This window comes from Pseudomonas sp. S9 (assembly GCF_000222125.1).
In the GTDB taxonomy this organism is placed as follows: domain Bacteria; phylum Pseudomonadota; class Gammaproteobacteria; order Pseudomonadales; family Pseudomonadaceae; genus Aquipseudomonas; species Aquipseudomonas segetis.
On the sequence record NZ_AFFX01000008.1, the window covers coordinates 121179 to 136420 of the forward strand.

The following is a 15242-nucleotide window of genomic DNA, read 5'->3' on the forward strand; positions in this document are numbered from 1 at the left end:
TAATTGCGCACTGCGCACCCATGCCTGCAGCGCTACCAAGCGCTGCTCGCTGAAACTCAGCGGAACAGGATTCTCTGGTGGCTATAGCCGGGACCGTCCACTCCAACGGTTTAACTGATAGGGTTATGCGTATGTCGCTACCATTTGTATTTCGCACCATCGAGCTGGATGGCCAGACAATCCGGACTGCGGTTCGGCCCGGAAACAGCAAGATAGCGCCGCTGCTGATCTTCAATGGCATAGGCGCCAACCTTGAGCTGGTCATGCCGTTCGTTAAAGCACTCGACCCCGAGCTTGAAGTCATTGCCTTCGATGTGCCCGGGGTGGGCGGCTCATCCACGCCCAGTACGCCGTATCGTTTCCCCGGGTTGGCCAAGCTCGCGGCGCGGATGCTCGACTACCTCGACTACGGCCAGGTCAATGTAATCGGCGTATCCTGGGGCGGAGCACTGGCCCAGCAATTCGCCTACGACTACCCTGAACGCTGTAAAAAGCTGGTATTGGCGGCAACCTCAGCCGGTGCATTTATGGTTCCGGGAAAACCCAAGGTCTTGCTGCGTATGGCCAGCCCGCGGCGCTATATCCAGCCGTCCTATGGGGTGCAAATCGCGCCAACCATCTATGGCGGTGCCTTCCGTCGTGATCCAAAGCTGGCCATGGCCCATGCCAGTAAAGTGCGCTCATCCGGTAAAGTCGGCTACTACTGGCAGCTGTTCGCAGGGCTTGGCTGGACCAGCATCCATTGGCTGCACAAGATTCACCAACCCACCTTGGTGCTGGCCGGCGATGACGACCCGATCATCCCCTTGATCAACATGCGCATGCTGGCCTGGCGTATTCCCAATGCTGAACTGCATGTGATCGATGACGGCCATCTGTTTCTCGTAACCCGGGCTGAAACGGTTGCGCCACTGATCATGAAGTTCCTCGATGAAGAACGCCAACGGGCGGTCATGCACCCAGTTCCCGTTGCCGCCTCGGCCCACTAGCCGTATCGGACCGTCTGCAGAGTGCGCCGTCATCTGACTGTCGCACTCTTGTAGTGCTTGCCCCCTATAGTTGACTCATTTAAGGGCCCGGCATTTTCTGCCTCAAAGCCCCGCAGGCTCTGCAACGCAGCTTTGCCTACATTGGTACAAGCCTTGCTGCTCAAACAAAACAACGAGTCCTGGCACCCTGGTATGCATTCGCCTTTTGCTTGACGCTGTTGATCGCCAAGGAGATGCATACAAGGATTCGCAGCGTAATAACGACGGAGTGTTATTTCATGCCTGATAAAATTAACAAAAGCGTCTTGCCACGTTAAGCAAGAGCCATGAATGCTCAAAACGCCATTTCCGGCCTTCGCGGGCGCGATGTCATTTCCACATTCCGCGTCCTGGCGCTACAGGGACTCAAGCAGCCAGTGCACAGCGCCAAGCACCTGCTGGCTTTTGGCAGTCAACTAGGCCGCGTGCTGGTTGGCGACACTCCGCACAAGGTCAACCCGCAAGACAGTCGCTTCAGCGATCCGACCTGGCATCACAATCCCTTCTACCGTCGCAGCCTGCAAGCCTATCTGGCATGGCAAAAACAGCTCAACAGCTGGATAGATGAAAGCACCTTGTCAGCCGATGACCGCACGCGCGCGCGTTTTGTTTCGTCGTTGTTGAGCGATGCGCTGTCACCGTCCAACAGCCTGCTCAATCCACTGGCCTTGAAAGAACTTTTCAACAGTGGCGGCAGCAGCGTATTCAAGGGGCTTAACCACTTGCTGGATGACCTGCTGAACAACGGCGGCATGCCCAGCCAGGTCAGCAAGCATGCATTCGAGGTCGGCAGGAACCTGGCGACAACACCCGGCTCGGTGGTGTTTCGCAATGAAATGCGGGAACTGATCCAATACAAGCCGATGAGCGAAAAGCAATACGCCAAACCGCTATTGATCGTGCCGCCGCAAATCAACAAGTACTACATTTTCGACCTCTCGCCCGAGAAAAGCTTTATCCAGTACGCCCTGAAAAACAACCTGCAAACCTTTGTTGTCAGTTGGCGCAACCCAGACCCGCAGCATCGCGAATGGGGCCTTTCCAGCTATGTACAAGCCCTTGAAGAGGCGCTCGACACCTGCCGCGCCATTACCGGCAGCAAAGACGTCAACCTGCTCGGTGCCTGTGCTGGCGGACTGACCATTGCAGCACTACAAGGCCACCTGCAGGCCAAGCGACAACTGCGCAAAGTTTCCAGCGCGACCTACATGGTCAGCCTGCTCGACAGCCAGATCGAAAGCCCGGCCATGTTATTCGCCGACGAGAAAACACTTGAAGCCGCCAAGCGGCGCTCCTATCAACAAGGCGTGCTCGATGGGCGCGATATGGCCAAGGTGTTTGCCTGGATGCGGCCCAACGACTTGATCTGGAACTACTGGGTCAACAACTACCTGATGGGCAAGCTACCGCCAGCATTCGACATCCTGTACTGGAATAACGACAACACGCGCCTGCCGGCAGCGTTGCATGGCGACCTGATCGAGTTTTTCAAGTACAACCCCCTGACCCGTGCTGGCGCCCTGGAAATTTGCGGCACGCCGATAGACATGCAGAAGGTCAATGTCGACAGTTTCAACATCGCTGGGATCAATGACCACATCACACCCTGGGATGCGGTCTATCGCTCAACCCTGCTCCTGGGCGGCAACCGGCGCTTTATCTTGTCCAACAGCGGGCATATTCAAAGTATTCTCAACCCACCGGGCAACCCCAAGGCCAACTTCTTCGAAAACCCCAAGCTCACCTCTGACCCACGCGCCTGGTACCACGACGCGAAGAATCAGCAAGGCAGTTGGTGGCCGCAATGGCTGGAATGGATCCAGGCACGCTCGGGCACTGAACGCGAAACCATCATGGCCATCGGCGACCAAAACCATCCGCAGCTGACTGATGCGCCCGGTAACTATGTGCATGTGCGCTAAGCCCATCAATTGCCGGCATTGCAGGCGCTAAACGCTTGCCAATACAGCGCGGACACAATTCGCTACTGTTCCAAATCCCGTGGCACGGTTATCTTCAAGCCATGAGCATCAACCATAAGAAATCAGCATGAAAACTCGTGAACGGATTCTCGAATGTGCCCTGATGTTGTTCAATCAGGAGGGTGAGCCTAACGTCTCAACCCTTGAAATTGCCAACGAGCTGGGCATCAGCCCGGGCAATCTCTATTACCACTTCCATGGCAAGGAGCCCTTGATCACTGGACTGTTTGAGCGTTTTCAAGCCGAGCTTGCGCCCTTGCTCGACCCGCCTGAAGACGCGCAGCTGGATGTTGAAGATTACTGGCTGTTCCTGCACCTGATTGCCGAACGAATGGCCCACTACCGCTTTCTCTTTCAGGACCTGTCGAACCTGACTGGGCGCCTGCCCAAGATTGCCCGGGGCATGCGCCACTGGTTGAATGCGCTAAAGCGTACACTGGCTGCTCTGCTGGCGCGGCTCAAGGCCGAAAACCAGCTGCTTAGTGATACCCAGTCACTTGGCCAGCTCGTTGAGCAGATAACCCTGACGCTGCTGTTCTCGCTCGACTATCAGCGCATTATTGGCAGTGAAGGCGAAAGCCGCTTGGTGGTTTATCAGGTCATGATGCTGGTCGCGCCACACCTGAGCGCCGAATCGCGCTTTGCCGCCGAGCATCTGGCTCAACGCTACCTCGAAAGCTAATTCACAGAAGACAAAAAGCCCGGCACTGATGCCGGGCTTTTTGTTTTACCGCCAAACGCTTACGACTGGGTAGGCGTTACTGGCGTTGCCGTTGGTGTAGCTGCTGGTGCAGCCGGTGTAGACGGTGTAGCCGGGGCCGCTGGCGTGGCTGAAGCGGCAGGCTTGGCCACAGCGGGCTTGGCTGCAGGTTTAGCCGCTGGTTTTCGCACTGCCGGTTTCTTTGCCGCCGGTTTGGCAGCTGGCTTAGCCGCAGTTTTCACCGCTGGTTTTGCAGCCGCCTTGGATGCAGGTTTAGCTGCGGGTTTGGCGGCAGGCTTGGCTGCGGCCTTGGGCGCTGCTTTTGCTGCTGGTTTTGCGGCAGGCTTGGCGGCTGGTTTAGACGCGGCCTTGGCCACCGGCTTTTTCGCTGCTGGCTTGGCCGCAGGCTTGGCCGCCGCCTTCGGTGCTGGCTTGGCTGCAGCTTTAGGGGCCGGCTTGACTGACTTAACCGAGACGCCAGTGAGCTTCTCGATTTGTTTGGTCAGGCTTTCAACTTTGGCGTTCAGCGCTTTGACTTCGTTGCGGCTTGGAACACCAAGACGCGAAATCGCATTGTTCAAACGCTTGTCAAAAGCTTCTTCGAGCTCGCCCCACTTGCCGATTGCCTTGCCACGTACTTCTTCGACTCGCGACCTGGCAGAGCCCACGCGTGCGTCAACCGATGATTTAGCTGCGCCAACCTGTTTATCAACTTCAGCCTTGGCTTGCTTCTCAGCTTTCTCGCCATCCTTGACCAGCGTATCGAACAGCTTGGTGCCATCCTTGCTGACTTTGGAGTAGGCGCCCAAACCGGCAAGCCAAATTTGGCGTGAATATTTTTCTACGCCGCCGACCCACGAACTAGCTTCTTTTTCGACTTTCTTCTTAACAGCCATCCGACTCTCCTTATTTGGTACGCGAGACGTGATCAAGCAATGCACTCAACTCATCCAGCTTAGCAGAGAGAACATCGATATCCTGCTTCGACGGAATACCAATACGGTTCAGAGCAGAGGCAACACGAGTGTCGAATGCCTTCTCGATTTTGTCGAGTTGCAATTCGACTTTGCCTTTGACGCTGCTGACATTACTGCGCACGCTGCTCTTGGCGCTGTCGATCTGGCTATTGGCCGCATCGACTTGTTGATCAACGATTTTCTTGCCTTTTTGCTCAACGCTCTCGCCGGCCTTGATCAGGTCCTTGAGGTACTCGGCGCCTTCCTGACCGGCTTTGGCATATGCGCCCAAACCTGCCAGCCAGATTTTCCGCGCATAGACTTTTGCGTCGCTCAGTACTGAGGCTTTGTCTTCGACCACAACTTTCTTTTTGATAGCAACTTTGGACATGGTGCACCTCACTCAGAAATTAAGAGGAAACGCCCACAAAGTGCAGGCTTGAGACACACCATATCGATGAAAATTAGAAACCACATACTAAGCACGAAAAATGCGATGTTTTTGCCGCGCCACCTAAAATGGATCTGCCGGACCAACCCGGTAAAAAGCGCCAGCCAGCGGGTGCTATGCCTTGAGGTGCTTATCCAGGACCTGCTCGATCTCACGCTTGATAGTCCCCCTCAATGCCGAAAGCATTAACCCAAGGTTTAGCTGAACACGAACCTGGTCCTCGCCCACCTCAATTCGACCATCCGCGCCGCTGCGCTTGAACTCAAGCACATCATCCTGCCACTGATAACGCACGCCATACTCATTGGCCAGGCGCTGTGCCAGATACTCAGCTTTCTCGCGGGCGGCTTCACGGCCCAGTGAATGGGGGCGTTGAATGTCAATTTTGGCCATTGGATTCCTCGGGGCTGCGACCTTGTTTGGCCAGACTATAGCAGGCCTGTTGGTCGCTCTGCTCGCGGCCATGCAGCGCATGCCAAGACATAAGCCTCGTCGCAGGTTTAGAATGTAGCCCACTATGATTCAAGTGAGCGCAACATGAACGATCCGCGCAAGAACAGCGACAGCGAACCGACCACACACTTTGGCTTTAAAGACGTACCGGAAAGCCAAAAAGCTGAAAAAGTCGCAGAAGTGTTCCACTCGGTGGCTGCAAAATACGATGTCATGAATGACCTGCTTTCCGGCGGTATGCACCGTCTGTGGAAGCGTTTCACCATTGAACTGTCCGGCGTTCGGGTCGGTAACAAGGTGCTCGACATCGCCGGCCGAACTGGCGACCCCACTCGCCAGTTCTCACGCCTGGTGGGGCCTACCGGCGAAGTGGTGCTGGCTGACATCAATGACTCCATGCTCAAGGTCGGCCGCGACCGCCTGCTTGATCGCGGAGTTGCCAATAACGTCCAGTTTGTCCAGGCAGATGCTGAAAAGCTGCCATTCCCGGACAATCACTTTGACTGCGTGACCATCGCCTTTGGCCTGCGCAACGTGACCCACAAAGAAGATGCAATCCGCTCCATGCTGCGGGTACTCAAGCCCGGCGGGCGCCTGCTGATTCTTGAGTTTTCCAAGCCATCTAGCGCCCTGCTGTCGAAAATTTACGACCGCTACTCGTTCACCGTCATGCCGCTGATGGGCAAGCTGATCACCAATGACTCAGAAAGCTACCGCTATCTGGCCGAGTCAATCCGCATGCATCCCGATCAGGACACGCTCAAGGCGATGATGGTCGATGCGGGCTTTGAGCGCACCACCTACCACAACATGACGGGCGGTATCGTCGCACTGCACCGGGGTATCAAGCCCTGATGCTGCTGAGCGGGCTACTGGCCGGGGTTGAAACCGGCCTCAACCAGGTGTTGAAACTGGACAGCACAGCCTTGCCACGCCTTGAGCATTTGGCAGGCAAGGTGATTGCCGTGGACTGCCAGTCGCCGGCAACAAGCCTGTTTATCATGCCCGATGGCGAAGGCCTGATGCTCGCCGCACGCTGGGAAGGCGAGGTTGACTGCCGTCTGCGCGCCCCCGCATCCAGCTTGATTCGCCTGGCCACCAGCCGCGACAAGACTGCAGTGCTGCACAGCCCAGATGTCGAGCTTGAGGGTGACAGCGCCGTATTGCTCGACCTTGCCGCCGTACTCCAGGACCTGGAGCTGGACTGGGAATACGAACTGTCGCGCTGGCTGGGTCCGGTCGGCAGCCAATTGCTCGGCAGCCACCTGCGCAGCCGCGTCAACTGGACTACCCAAACACTCGACACCTTGCGCTTGAACCTCGCCGACTATCTCAGCGAGGAGTCACGCACCTTGGTTGGCCAGCGTGAAGCCAATGCGCGCTTCGCCGAACTGGATGACCTGAAGTTAGCCCTCGACCGTCTCGATGCCCGCATCGAACGTCTCGCCCAACGTAATAAGCCCAACGAATGAAGCTGCTCGCCGCACGTCGCTTGTTCCGAATCCTGCGTGTAATCATCCGCTATCAACTGGATGACTTACTCTTTGCCTTGCCGTTGCCGCTGTGGCTGCGCATCCTCAGCTATGCCCTGCCGTGGCGCTGGCTGCCGCGCCGGGACCTGGGCCTGAGTCGCGGCGAACGATTGCGCCTGGCCCTTGAAGAACTCGGGCCAATTTTCATCAAGTTTGGCCAACTGCTCTCAACCCTCCGCGATTTAATGCCGCTCGACGTCGCCGATGAGCTGAGAAAGCTGAAAGATCAGGTGCCGCCGTTCGATCCTGCCCACTCACTGGCGCTTATCGAAGAGCAGCTCGGCGCCAAGGTCGCGGACACCTTTGCCCGTTTTGATCCACAACCTCTGGCCTCCGCGTCGGTTGCCCAGGTTCATGCAGCCCGGCTGAAAACTGGCGAAGAAGTGGTGATCAAAGTCATCCGCCCCGGCCTCAAGCCGGTAATTCGCCAGGATATCGCCTGGCTGTTCATCATCGCCAAGGTTGCTGAAAGAGCCTCGGCAGATGCCCGGCGCCTGCGACCTGTCGAAGTGGTAAGCGACTACGAGAAGACCATTTACGACGAACTGGACCTGCTACGCGAAGCGGCCAATGCCAGTCAGCTGCGGCGCAACTTCGAAGGCTCGCCACTGCTCTACGTACCGCAAATCTACTGGGATTATTGCCGCCCTAAAGTGCTGGTCATGGAGCGCATCTACGGCATTCCGGTAACTGACCTTGCGACCCTGGCGGATCAGCGCACCGACATGAAGTTGCTGGCCGAGCGCGGCGTCGAGATTTTCTTTACCCAGGTCTTCGACCACAGCTTTTTCCACGCCGACATGCACCCCGGCAATATCTTCGTCAGTACCAGTCAACCCTGGAACCCGAAGTACATTGCCATCGATTGCGGCATCATCGGCAGCCTGACGCCAGAGGATCAGGATTATCTGGCGCGTAACCTGCTGGCATTCTTCAAGCGCGACTACCGCCGCGTCGCCCAACTGCACATCGACTCCGGCTGGGTGCCAGCGCAAACCAAGGTCAATGATTTCGAGGCAGCGATTCGTACTGTTTGCGAGCCTATCTTCGAGCGTCCACTCAAGGATATCTCCTTCGGCCAATTGCTGATGCGCCTGTTCCAGACAGCGCGACGCTTCAATATGGAGGTCCAGCCGCAGTTGGTGCTGCTGCAAAAGACCTTGCTCAATATTGAAGGCCTGGGCCGCCAGCTTTATCCCGACCTTGACCTGTGGAGCACAGCCCAGCCATTTCTGGAACGCTGGATGCGCGAGCGTATCAGCCCGCTGCATTTGCTACGCAACCTGCAGCAACAGGCCGAGCAGGTACCGCATCTGTCGCAAATTGCCCGCGACACCCTGGAAAAGCTCAATCAGCAGCAGCTAACGGTCAAGACCGTTGAGCAAAGTTACTCTATCTGGCCGGCTCGCCTGCTCGGCGGAGCCTTGATCGCAGGCGCGGTCAGCCAGGGGCTATCGCTTGAACTAATGGCCTGGCCGAGCTGGACAATGCTCGTCGCGGGCATTTATCTGGTACTGCGCCGATAGCCACACCCGAGCCGTACTGGCAAACTAGAGACTCGAAGAGCCCGGACTGGGCGGAACCCGTAATGAACGATTGGCTTGATGAAATAAACTGGGACAGCGATGGCTTGGTTCCAGCAATTGCCCAGGACCACCAAACTGGCCGTGTGCTGATGATGGCGTGGATGAACCGGGATGCACTGGCGTTGACGGCCAGTGAAAACCGCGCAATCTACTGGTCGCGCTCGCGCGGCAAGCTGTGGCGCAAAGGCGAAGAATCCGGTCATGTGCAAAAGCTCCATGAACTGCGCCTGGATTGCGACGCCGACGTGATCATTCTCAAAGTCGAGCAACTGGGTGGAATCGCTTGCCACACCGGACGTGAAAGCTGCTTCTATCGCGTCTTCGAAAACGGCGCCTGGAAAACAGTAGACGCGGTGATCAAGGACCCAAAAGCAATATATGCCGAAGGACACAGCCATGACTGATACCCTGACCCGCCTGGCTGAAGTACTTGAAGCACGCAAAGGCGCAGCGGCAGATTCCTCCTACGTGGCAAGCCTGTATCATAAGGGCTTGAACAAGATTCTGGAGAAAGTCGGTGAAGAATCGGTTGAAACCATCATCGCCGCGAAGGATGCTGCAACCAGTGGTGATTGCAGCAACGTGATTTATGAAACAGCCGACCTGTGGTTTCACAGCATGGTTATGCTGGCCGCCCTTGGGCAACATCCCCAAGCCGTGCTGGACGAGCTGGATCGACGCTTTGGACTGTCCGGGCATGCAGAAAAAGCTGCACGTCCTGAGTCCTGAACCTTATTTAAATCGGAGAACACATCATGGGTTTCGGTGGAATTAGCATTTGGCAGCTTTTGATCATCCTGCTGATCGTGATCATGTTATTTGGCACCAAGCGTTTGAAAGGTGTCGGTTCCGACCTCGGCGACGCGATCAAGGGTTTCCGCAAGTCGATGGGTAACGAAGACGCAGAAAAGCCGCCAGTCGAAGACGAAAAAGGCCAGACCTTTGACGCCCAGGCGCGCAAGGTCGAAGACCCGGCAAAGAAAGACTAGGCCAGCGCCAGACGCTCGCTTCAGCCAAATGGCCGCCTGATGCTACGCTCGCTCAACGCGTAGCACTTGCTGGCTGTTTACCCGTTTTTCAGCAGGTCCTGTTGTACAGGTCCAAAGAGTCGGCCTCATGTTTGATATCGGTTTCACTGAACTGCTTTTGTGCGGGCTTGTGGCGCTCGTGGTGCTCGGTCCTGAGCGCTTGCCGGGCGCAGTACGGACAGCGGGCTTATGGATTGGCCGGATTAAACGTAGCTTCAACGCGATCAAGGCTGATGTCGAGCGTGAGATTGGCGCAGATGAAATTCGTCGCCAATTGCACAACGAGCAGATTCTCGACCTTGAGCGCGAAATGAAGTCAATGCGCAACGACATTCTCGCCCCAGGCAAAAGCGCAGAAAAACCGGCAGCAGCAACGCCGCCAGCAGTACCAGGCGTAGAGCCAGACAACGTGGCCCAAGCCCCATTTGGTGAGTCGCCCGCTGCAAACTCGCCAGACGAAACGGCACCTGCTGCAACAACGCCAGCCCCAGAGCCCAGCACCGCTGCCAGCCAGGATAAAACCCGACAACCATGAGCCGTTTACCTGAACACGACGACGAAATGCCGCTCGTCTCGCACCTGACCGAACTGCGCACTCGCCTGTTGCGTTGTGTGTTGGCCATATTTGTCCTGTTTGCCGGGCTGTTTTACTTCTCGCAAGACATCTACGCGCTGGTAGCGGCGCCACTTCGCACCTATTTGCCAGCGGGCGCGACAATGATCGCGACAGGCGTGGCGTCGCCGTTCCTGACGCCCTTCAAACTGACCATGATGGTGGCGCTGTTCCTGGCGATTCCGGTGATCCTGCATCAGATCTGGGGCTTTATCGCACCTGGCCTGTACAAGCACGAAAAACGCATTGCCGTGCCCCTGCTGATCTCCAGCATCCTGCTGTTCTACGGCGGCATGGCGTTCGCCTACTTCGTGGTCTTCCCGATCATGTTCGGCTTCTTCGCCAGCGTCACCCCGGAAGGGGTCGAGATGATGACGGACATCGGCCAATACCTCGACTTTGTATTGACCCTGTTCTTCGCCTTCGGCGTAGCCTTCGAGATTCCGGTGGCCACCTTCCTGCTGATCTGGGTCGGTATCGTGGACGTGCAGACCCTGCGCAAAGGTCGCCCCTATGTCGTGGTCGGCTGCTTTGCCATTGGCATGGTGCTGACACCACCCGATATTTTCTCGCAAACCCTGCTCGCCGTGCCTATGTGGATGCTGTTTGAAGCAGGCCTGCTCTGCGGGGCCATGGTCAAGCGCCGCGAAGAACAGGAAGCCGAGACAGCTGAAACCGGCGATAAAACCGATCAGCCGCCTGCTACCAAACCGTGAACCTGCTGCTGCTCGAAGACAGCGATTGCATTAGCGCCGACAAAGCCATAGTCAGTGGACGGCGCCTAAAGCACATGCAGGACGGGCATCGCGCAGAGGCCGGAGACAGCCTGCGTGTCGGTCGCATCAACGGACTAATGGGCAACGCTCAGATCCTGCACATGGACGCACAGCAGGCACATATTCGCTTCGAGCTTGATCAAGGACCGCCAGCCAAACTACCGCTAACCTTGCTGCTGGCACTGCCCCGCCCGAAAATGCTCCGTCGCGTTCTGCAAAGCATCAGCTCAATGGGCGTTGCCCGCGTGGTGCTGCTCAACAGCTACCGGGTTGAAAAAAGCTTCTGGCAGACTCCCTTCCTGCAACCAGAGGCCATTCGTGAGCAACTGATCCTGGGGCTGGAACAGGCTCGCGATACGGTACTGCCTGAGATCAGTATCGAAAAACGCTTCAAGCCCTTCGTTGAAGATCATCTGGGGCAGATAGTTGGCGATAGCCTGGGCCTGATCGCTCACCCTGGAGACTATCCATCTTGCCCTCGTGCAGTGGAGCGCCCGGTGACACTCGCCATCGGTCCGGAAGGCGGCTGGATTCCTTATGAAGTGGAAAAACTGCAGCAAGCCGGTCTAGATCCGATTCAACTCGGCGATCGTATCCTGCGCGTCGAAACGGCGGTTACCGCCCTGCTCGCCCGCCTCTTTTAACAACGCTTAATCGCCAAGCGCACGCACCGACCAATGCGCAGGTAGCAGCTTGCCGCGATACTGTGGCGACTCCTCCAATTGCACCTCTTGCGGCACCAATGGCTCGGCACAGTGAGAACAAACCATTAGCCCGTGCATCTGCTCGCCGCATGTCAAATGACGATGGCGAATTGCCCCCTCGCCCGCCTCGCTCATATGCACATCCCCCCAATGCACCAGCGCCATGATTGCTGGATACAGATCGCGCCCCTTGGCGGTGAGGCGATACTCCTCGCGAACCGGTCGCTGTTGATAGGCCTGCTTGCTCAACACCTGCGTCTCGACCAGCTTCTTCAAACGATCAGACAACAGGTGCCGGGTCACGCCGAGGCGCTGTTCGAAGTCATCGAACCGGCGAATCCCCATGAAACACTCGCGCAGTACCAGCAATGTCCAGCGATCGCCGACCACCGATAAGGTGCGCGCCAAGGAACAAGGCTGTTGATCAAGTTCTTCCCAGCGCATAGGCCGCCTCCACAAATTCCCGGACAAGAATAGCTTGACAGGTTCCAAAATGAAATTGACTATTGATATTAGTTCAAAAAAAGACCCTAAAATCGGAGCAGCCATGACAACTCAACGCAAAGCAGTCTTAGTAGTAGGCGCGGGTGACGCAACCGGTGGCGAGATCGCCAAACGGTTTGCCCGTGAGGGTTTTGTTGCCTGCGTAGCCCGGCGCAATGCGGAAAAACTGCAGCCTCTGGTCGATAGCATTGAACAAGCTGGCGGCAGCGCCCGGGCCTTTGGTTGTGACGCCCGTATTGAAGAACAGGTGATTGAGATGTTCGCCACCATTGAGCGCGAAGTCGGCCCCTTGCATGCGGTGATCTTCAATATTGGCGCCAACGTGAACTTCTCCATCACCGAAACCACCGAGCGGGTATACCGCAAGGTGTGGGAAATGGCGACGCTGGCCGGTTTCCTCACCGGCCGCGAAGCTGCCAAAGTGATGCTGCCACGCGGCCAGGGCACCATCATCTTTACTGGCGCAACGGCGTCACTGCGCGGCGGCAAAGGTTTTAGCGCCTTTGCCGGGGCCAAGTTTGCCTTGCGCGCACTGGCCCAAAGCATGGCCCGCGAACTAGGCCCGCAGGGCATCCATGTGGCCCACCCGATCATCGACGGCGCCATCGACACTGCCTTTATCCGCGACAACTTCCCGGAGCGTTACGCCCAGAAAGAGCAAGACGGTATTCTCAATCCGGAACACATCGCCGACAGCTACTGGCAATTGCATTGCCAGCCGCGCGACAGCTGGACCCATGAGCTGGACCTGCGTCCCTGGATGGAAACCTTTTAAAGCCGCGCGCCCTAAATACCAGGAGTTACCCAATGAGCAAACAGGTCGAGTTTTTCTTTGATTTCGGCAGCCCAGCCAGCTACCTGGCTTGGACCCAATTGCCAAAGATTGCAGCCAATGCGGGCGCACAAATCAACTGGCGCCCCATGTTGCTGGGCGGCGTATTCAAAGCCACTGGCAACAGCTCTCCCGTGCAAGTCCCAGCCAAGGGTCGTTACATGCTGCATGACCTTGATCGCTTCGCCAAACGCTACAAGGTGCCCTTGCGGTTCAACCCAAACTTCCCGATCAACACCCTGACCTTGATGCGCGGCGCAGCCGGATATCTCGATGACGAGCGCTTCGAGTTGTTTGTCAGAACCATATTCCAGGCGATGTGGGTAGACGGCAAGAACCTGGCCGACCCACAGCAGATTGCACAGGTGCTTACAGCAGCTGGCTTCGAGCCCGAAGAATTCGTACGACTGGTCGCGGACGAGACGGTCAAGGAACGCTTGAAAGCCAATACCGAGGAAGCCATCGGGCGCGGTGTATTTGGGGCGCCAAGCTTTTTTGTCGACGGCGAACTGCACTTTGGCCAGGACCGCCTCGACTTTGTCGCCGAGGCGCTGGCCCGCTAGCCGCTTAAACAGCGTTGCTCGAGGCTGGGCAACGCAGCGCTTTTACACCCGCAAGCAGGGCAGTCTTTTGGGTATTCGTTGGACAAGCTATGCGCTGTGATACCCGAGTCGCTATCACTCAGGTCTCAAGCAGGAAGGTTACGGGTCCATCGTTGGTCAACTGTACCTGCATGTCCGCGGCAAAACGGCCCGTCGCAACAACCGGGTGCTGACTGCGCGCTTGCTGCACCAGCAAGTCAAACAACTCAGTGGCCAGTGCAGGTGGTGCGGCCGTCGAGAAGCTTGGCCGCAGCCCGCTTTTGGTATCCGCCGCCAAAGTGAACTGCGACACCAGCAACAAGCCGCCAGCGACATCGGTCAATGAACAGTTCATCTTGCCGTCGGCATCACTGAACACGCGGTGCTTGAGCAGCTTGTGCAACATCTCGCTGACACTGGCCGGGGTATCGTGCGGCTGGACGCCGACAAGCGCCAGCAAGCCTTGTTCAATCGCACCAACCACTTCGCTTTCAACTGTGACTTGCGCGCTGCTCACGCGCTGGATCAGTGCCTTCATGCTTCATCCGGCGCCAAATTGAGGATACGCCGGGCGATTTGATCCGCTGCACGCACCAGGGCATCGGTAATGCCGACTTCAGCCGCCGCGTGGCCAGCATCGCGAATAATCTGCAGTTCACTGTTTGGCCAGTTCTGATGCAGCTCCCAGGCATTGTCCAGCGGACAGATCACATCATAGCGGCCATGCACGATAATACCGGGCAGATGGGCAATCTTGTGCATGTCGCGAATGAGCTGGTCGGGTTCAAGGAAACCATTGTTGACAAAGTAATGGCTCCCCATTCGCGCAATGGACAAGGCCCGGTGCGAATAAGAAAAGCGGTCAACCACCTGCGGATTGGGTCGAAGTGTCGCGGTGCGCCCCTCCCAGGTAGACCATGCCTTGGCGGCATGCATCTGGGCAATCTGGTCGCTTCCGGTCAGGCGCTTGTGAAACGCGCGCATAAGGTCGCCACGCTCTTCCTGCGGAATCGGCGCAATGTAGTCTTGCCAGTAATCAGGAAACAGGCGGCTGGCACCTTCTTGATAAAACCACTGCAGTTCTTGTGGCCGACAGAGGAATATCCCGCGCAAGATCAAGCCGTGGACCCGTTCGGGATGCGCCTGGGCGTAGGCCAGGCCAAGGGTCGAGCCCCAGGAGCCGCCGAACACCACCCACTTGTCGATCCCCAGGTGCTGGCGAATGGTCTCAAGGTCTGCGACCAGATCCTGGGTGGTGTTGTTCTCAACGCTTGCATGGGGGATCGAGCGCCCACAACCGCGCTGGTCAAAAGTGACAATGCGATACAGGTTCGGATCAAAAAAACGCCTGCTCAGCGCATCACAGCCAGCCCCAGGGCCACCATGGATAAACACCACGGGCAAACCATCCGGCGATCCGCTTTCGTCCACATAAAGCACATGCGGCGCCTCTACTGCCAGCTCATGGCGGGCGTAGGGCTTAATCTCCGGATACAAGCTTTGCATGGTCAGCTCC

The 15242-nt window shown here is 57.2% G+C and carries 20 protein-coding genes; 14 read left to right on the forward strand and 6 right to left on the reverse strand.

The features are described from left to right. Positions 1–131 precede the first annotated feature (131 nt). From phaZ to PSES9_RS0115800, 3 genes are all read left to right on the forward strand, one after another. Complete coding sequence (phaZ, locus tag PSES9_RS0115790; RefSeq protein WP_010488540.1) at positions 132–989, forward strand: poly(3-hydroxyalkanoate) depolymerase; 858 nt, start codon at positions 132–134, stop codon at positions 987–989. Positions 990–1315: 326 nt separating this feature from the next. Beyond that, positions 1316–2950 carry a class II poly(R)-hydroxyalkanoic acid synthase gene (gene phaC / locus PSES9_RS0115795; RefSeq protein WP_010488543.1) on the forward strand — a complete coding sequence of 545 codons (1635 nt, stop codon included), beginning with the start codon at positions 1316–1318 and terminating at the stop codon, positions 2948–2950. Positions 2951–3077: 127 nt separating this feature from the next. Continuing rightward, positions 3078–3692: a TetR/AcrR family transcriptional regulator gene (locus PSES9_RS0115800; RefSeq protein ID WP_010488544.1), complete on the forward strand. Its 615-nt coding sequence runs from the start codon at positions 3078–3080 to the stop codon at positions 3690–3692. A gap of 59 nt (positions 3693–3751) precedes the next feature. Here the strand turns inward: PSES9_RS0115800 and PSES9_RS0115805 are convergent, their stop codons facing one another. From PSES9_RS0115805 to PSES9_RS0115815, 3 genes are all read right to left on the reverse strand, one after another. Beyond that, on the reverse strand, positions 3752–4606 hold the full coding sequence (locus PSES9_RS0115805; protein WP_010488545.1) for a phasin family protein: 855 nt from the start codon (positions 4604–4606) through the stop codon (positions 3752–3754). Positions 4607–4616: 10 nt separating this feature from the next. Further along, positions 4617–5057: a phasin family protein gene (locus tag PSES9_RS0115810; protein ID WP_010488546.1), complete on the reverse strand. Its 441-nt coding sequence runs from the start codon at positions 5055–5057 to the stop codon at positions 4617–4619. A gap of 174 nt (positions 5058–5231) precedes the next feature. Continuing rightward, entirely contained in the window at positions 5232–5510 is a 279-nt protein-coding gene (locus tag PSES9_RS0115815; RefSeq protein WP_010488547.1) for a polyhydroxyalkanoic acid system family protein, read from the reverse strand. Between the two features lie 144 nt (positions 5511–5654). Here PSES9_RS0115815 and ubiE point away from each other — a divergent pair, with 144 nt between their 5' ends. From ubiE to PSES9_RS0115860, 9 genes are all read left to right on the forward strand, one after another. Next, on the forward strand, positions 5655–6425 hold the full coding sequence (gene ubiE, locus PSES9_RS0115820) for a bifunctional demethylmenaquinone methyltransferase/2-methoxy-6-polyprenyl-1,4-benzoquinol methylase UbiE (protein WP_010488548.1): 771 nt from the start codon (positions 5655–5657) through the stop codon (positions 6423–6425). Then, positions 6425–7042: a ubiquinone biosynthesis accessory factor UbiJ gene (locus PSES9_RS0115825; RefSeq protein WP_010488549.1), complete on the forward strand. Its 618-nt coding sequence runs from the start codon at positions 6425–6427 to the stop codon at positions 7040–7042. Before ubiE ends, PSES9_RS0115825 begins: the two co-directional genes overlap by 1 nt. Next, positions 7039–8628 carry a ubiquinone biosynthesis regulatory protein kinase UbiB gene (gene ubiB / locus PSES9_RS0115830; RefSeq protein ID WP_010488550.1) on the forward strand — a complete coding sequence of 530 codons (1590 nt, stop codon included), beginning with the start codon at positions 7039–7041 and terminating at the stop codon, positions 8626–8628. Before PSES9_RS0115825 ends, ubiB begins: the two co-directional genes overlap by 4 nt. A 62-nt stretch (positions 8629–8690) precedes the next feature. Continuing rightward, complete coding sequence (gene hisI / locus PSES9_RS0115835; RefSeq protein ID WP_010488551.1) at positions 8691–9092, forward strand: phosphoribosyl-AMP cyclohydrolase; 402 nt, start codon at positions 8691–8693, stop codon at positions 9090–9092. Further along, positions 9085–9417: a phosphoribosyl-ATP diphosphatase gene (locus PSES9_RS0115840; RefSeq protein ID WP_010488552.1), complete on the forward strand. Its 333-nt coding sequence runs from the start codon at positions 9085–9087 to the stop codon at positions 9415–9417. The genes hisI and PSES9_RS0115840 overlap by 8 nt, the downstream gene beginning before the upstream one ends. A gap of 26 nt (positions 9418–9443) precedes the next feature. Then, positions 9444–9677 (forward strand): twin-arginine translocase TatA/TatE family subunit, encoded by a 234-nt coding sequence (tatA, locus tag PSES9_RS0115845; protein ID WP_010488553.1) that lies wholly within the window; start codon positions 9444–9446, stop codon positions 9675–9677. Positions 9678–9804: 127 nt separating this feature from the next. Next, positions 9805–10251 carry a Sec-independent protein translocase protein TatB gene (gene tatB / locus PSES9_RS0115850; RefSeq protein WP_010488555.1) on the forward strand — a complete coding sequence of 149 codons (447 nt, stop codon included), beginning with the start codon at positions 9805–9807 and terminating at the stop codon, positions 10249–10251. After that, entirely contained in the window at positions 10248–11045 is a 798-nt protein-coding gene (gene tatC / locus PSES9_RS0115855; RefSeq protein WP_010488558.1) for a twin-arginine translocase subunit TatC, read from the forward strand. Before tatB ends, tatC begins: the two co-directional genes overlap by 4 nt. After that, positions 11042–11749 carry a 16S rRNA (uracil(1498)-N(3))-methyltransferase gene (locus PSES9_RS0115860; protein WP_010488560.1) on the forward strand — a complete coding sequence of 236 codons (708 nt, stop codon included), beginning with the start codon at positions 11042–11044 and terminating at the stop codon, positions 11747–11749. The genes tatC and PSES9_RS0115860 overlap by 4 nt, the downstream gene beginning before the upstream one ends. Positions 11750–11755: 6 nt before the next feature. Here the strand turns inward: PSES9_RS0115860 and PSES9_RS0115865 are convergent, their stop codons facing one another. Beyond that, entirely contained in the window at positions 11756–12253 is a 498-nt protein-coding gene (locus PSES9_RS0115865; protein ID WP_010488561.1) for a winged helix-turn-helix transcriptional regulator, read from the reverse strand. Between the two features lie 103 nt (positions 12254–12356). On the opposite strand from PSES9_RS0115865, the gene PSES9_RS0115870 reads away from it, so the two are divergent. Both PSES9_RS0115870 and PSES9_RS0115875 read left to right on the forward strand, forming a co-directional pair. Beyond that, a complete protein-coding gene (locus tag PSES9_RS0115870; protein WP_010488562.1) occupies positions 12357–13088 on the forward strand; it encodes an SDR family oxidoreductase in 732 nt (243 codons plus the stop codon). Between the two features lie 32 nt (positions 13089–13120). Beyond that, positions 13121–13708, forward strand: coding sequence for a 2-hydroxychromene-2-carboxylate isomerase (locus PSES9_RS0115875; protein ID WP_010488563.1), 588 nt, complete (start codon positions 13121–13123; stop codon positions 13706–13708). 118 nt (positions 13709–13826) lie between these two features. On the opposite strand, the gene dtd is transcribed toward PSES9_RS0115875, so the two are convergent. Next, positions 13827–14264 carry a D-aminoacyl-tRNA deacylase gene (dtd, locus tag PSES9_RS0115880; protein WP_010488564.1) on the reverse strand — a complete coding sequence of 146 codons (438 nt, stop codon included), beginning with the start codon at positions 14262–14264 and terminating at the stop codon, positions 13827–13829. Next, a complete protein-coding gene (gene pip, locus PSES9_RS0115885) occupies positions 14261–15232 on the reverse strand; it encodes a prolyl aminopeptidase (protein WP_010488565.1) in 972 nt (323 codons plus the stop codon). The genes dtd and pip overlap by 4 nt, the downstream gene beginning before the upstream one ends. Positions 15233–15242 lie beyond the last annotated feature (10 nt).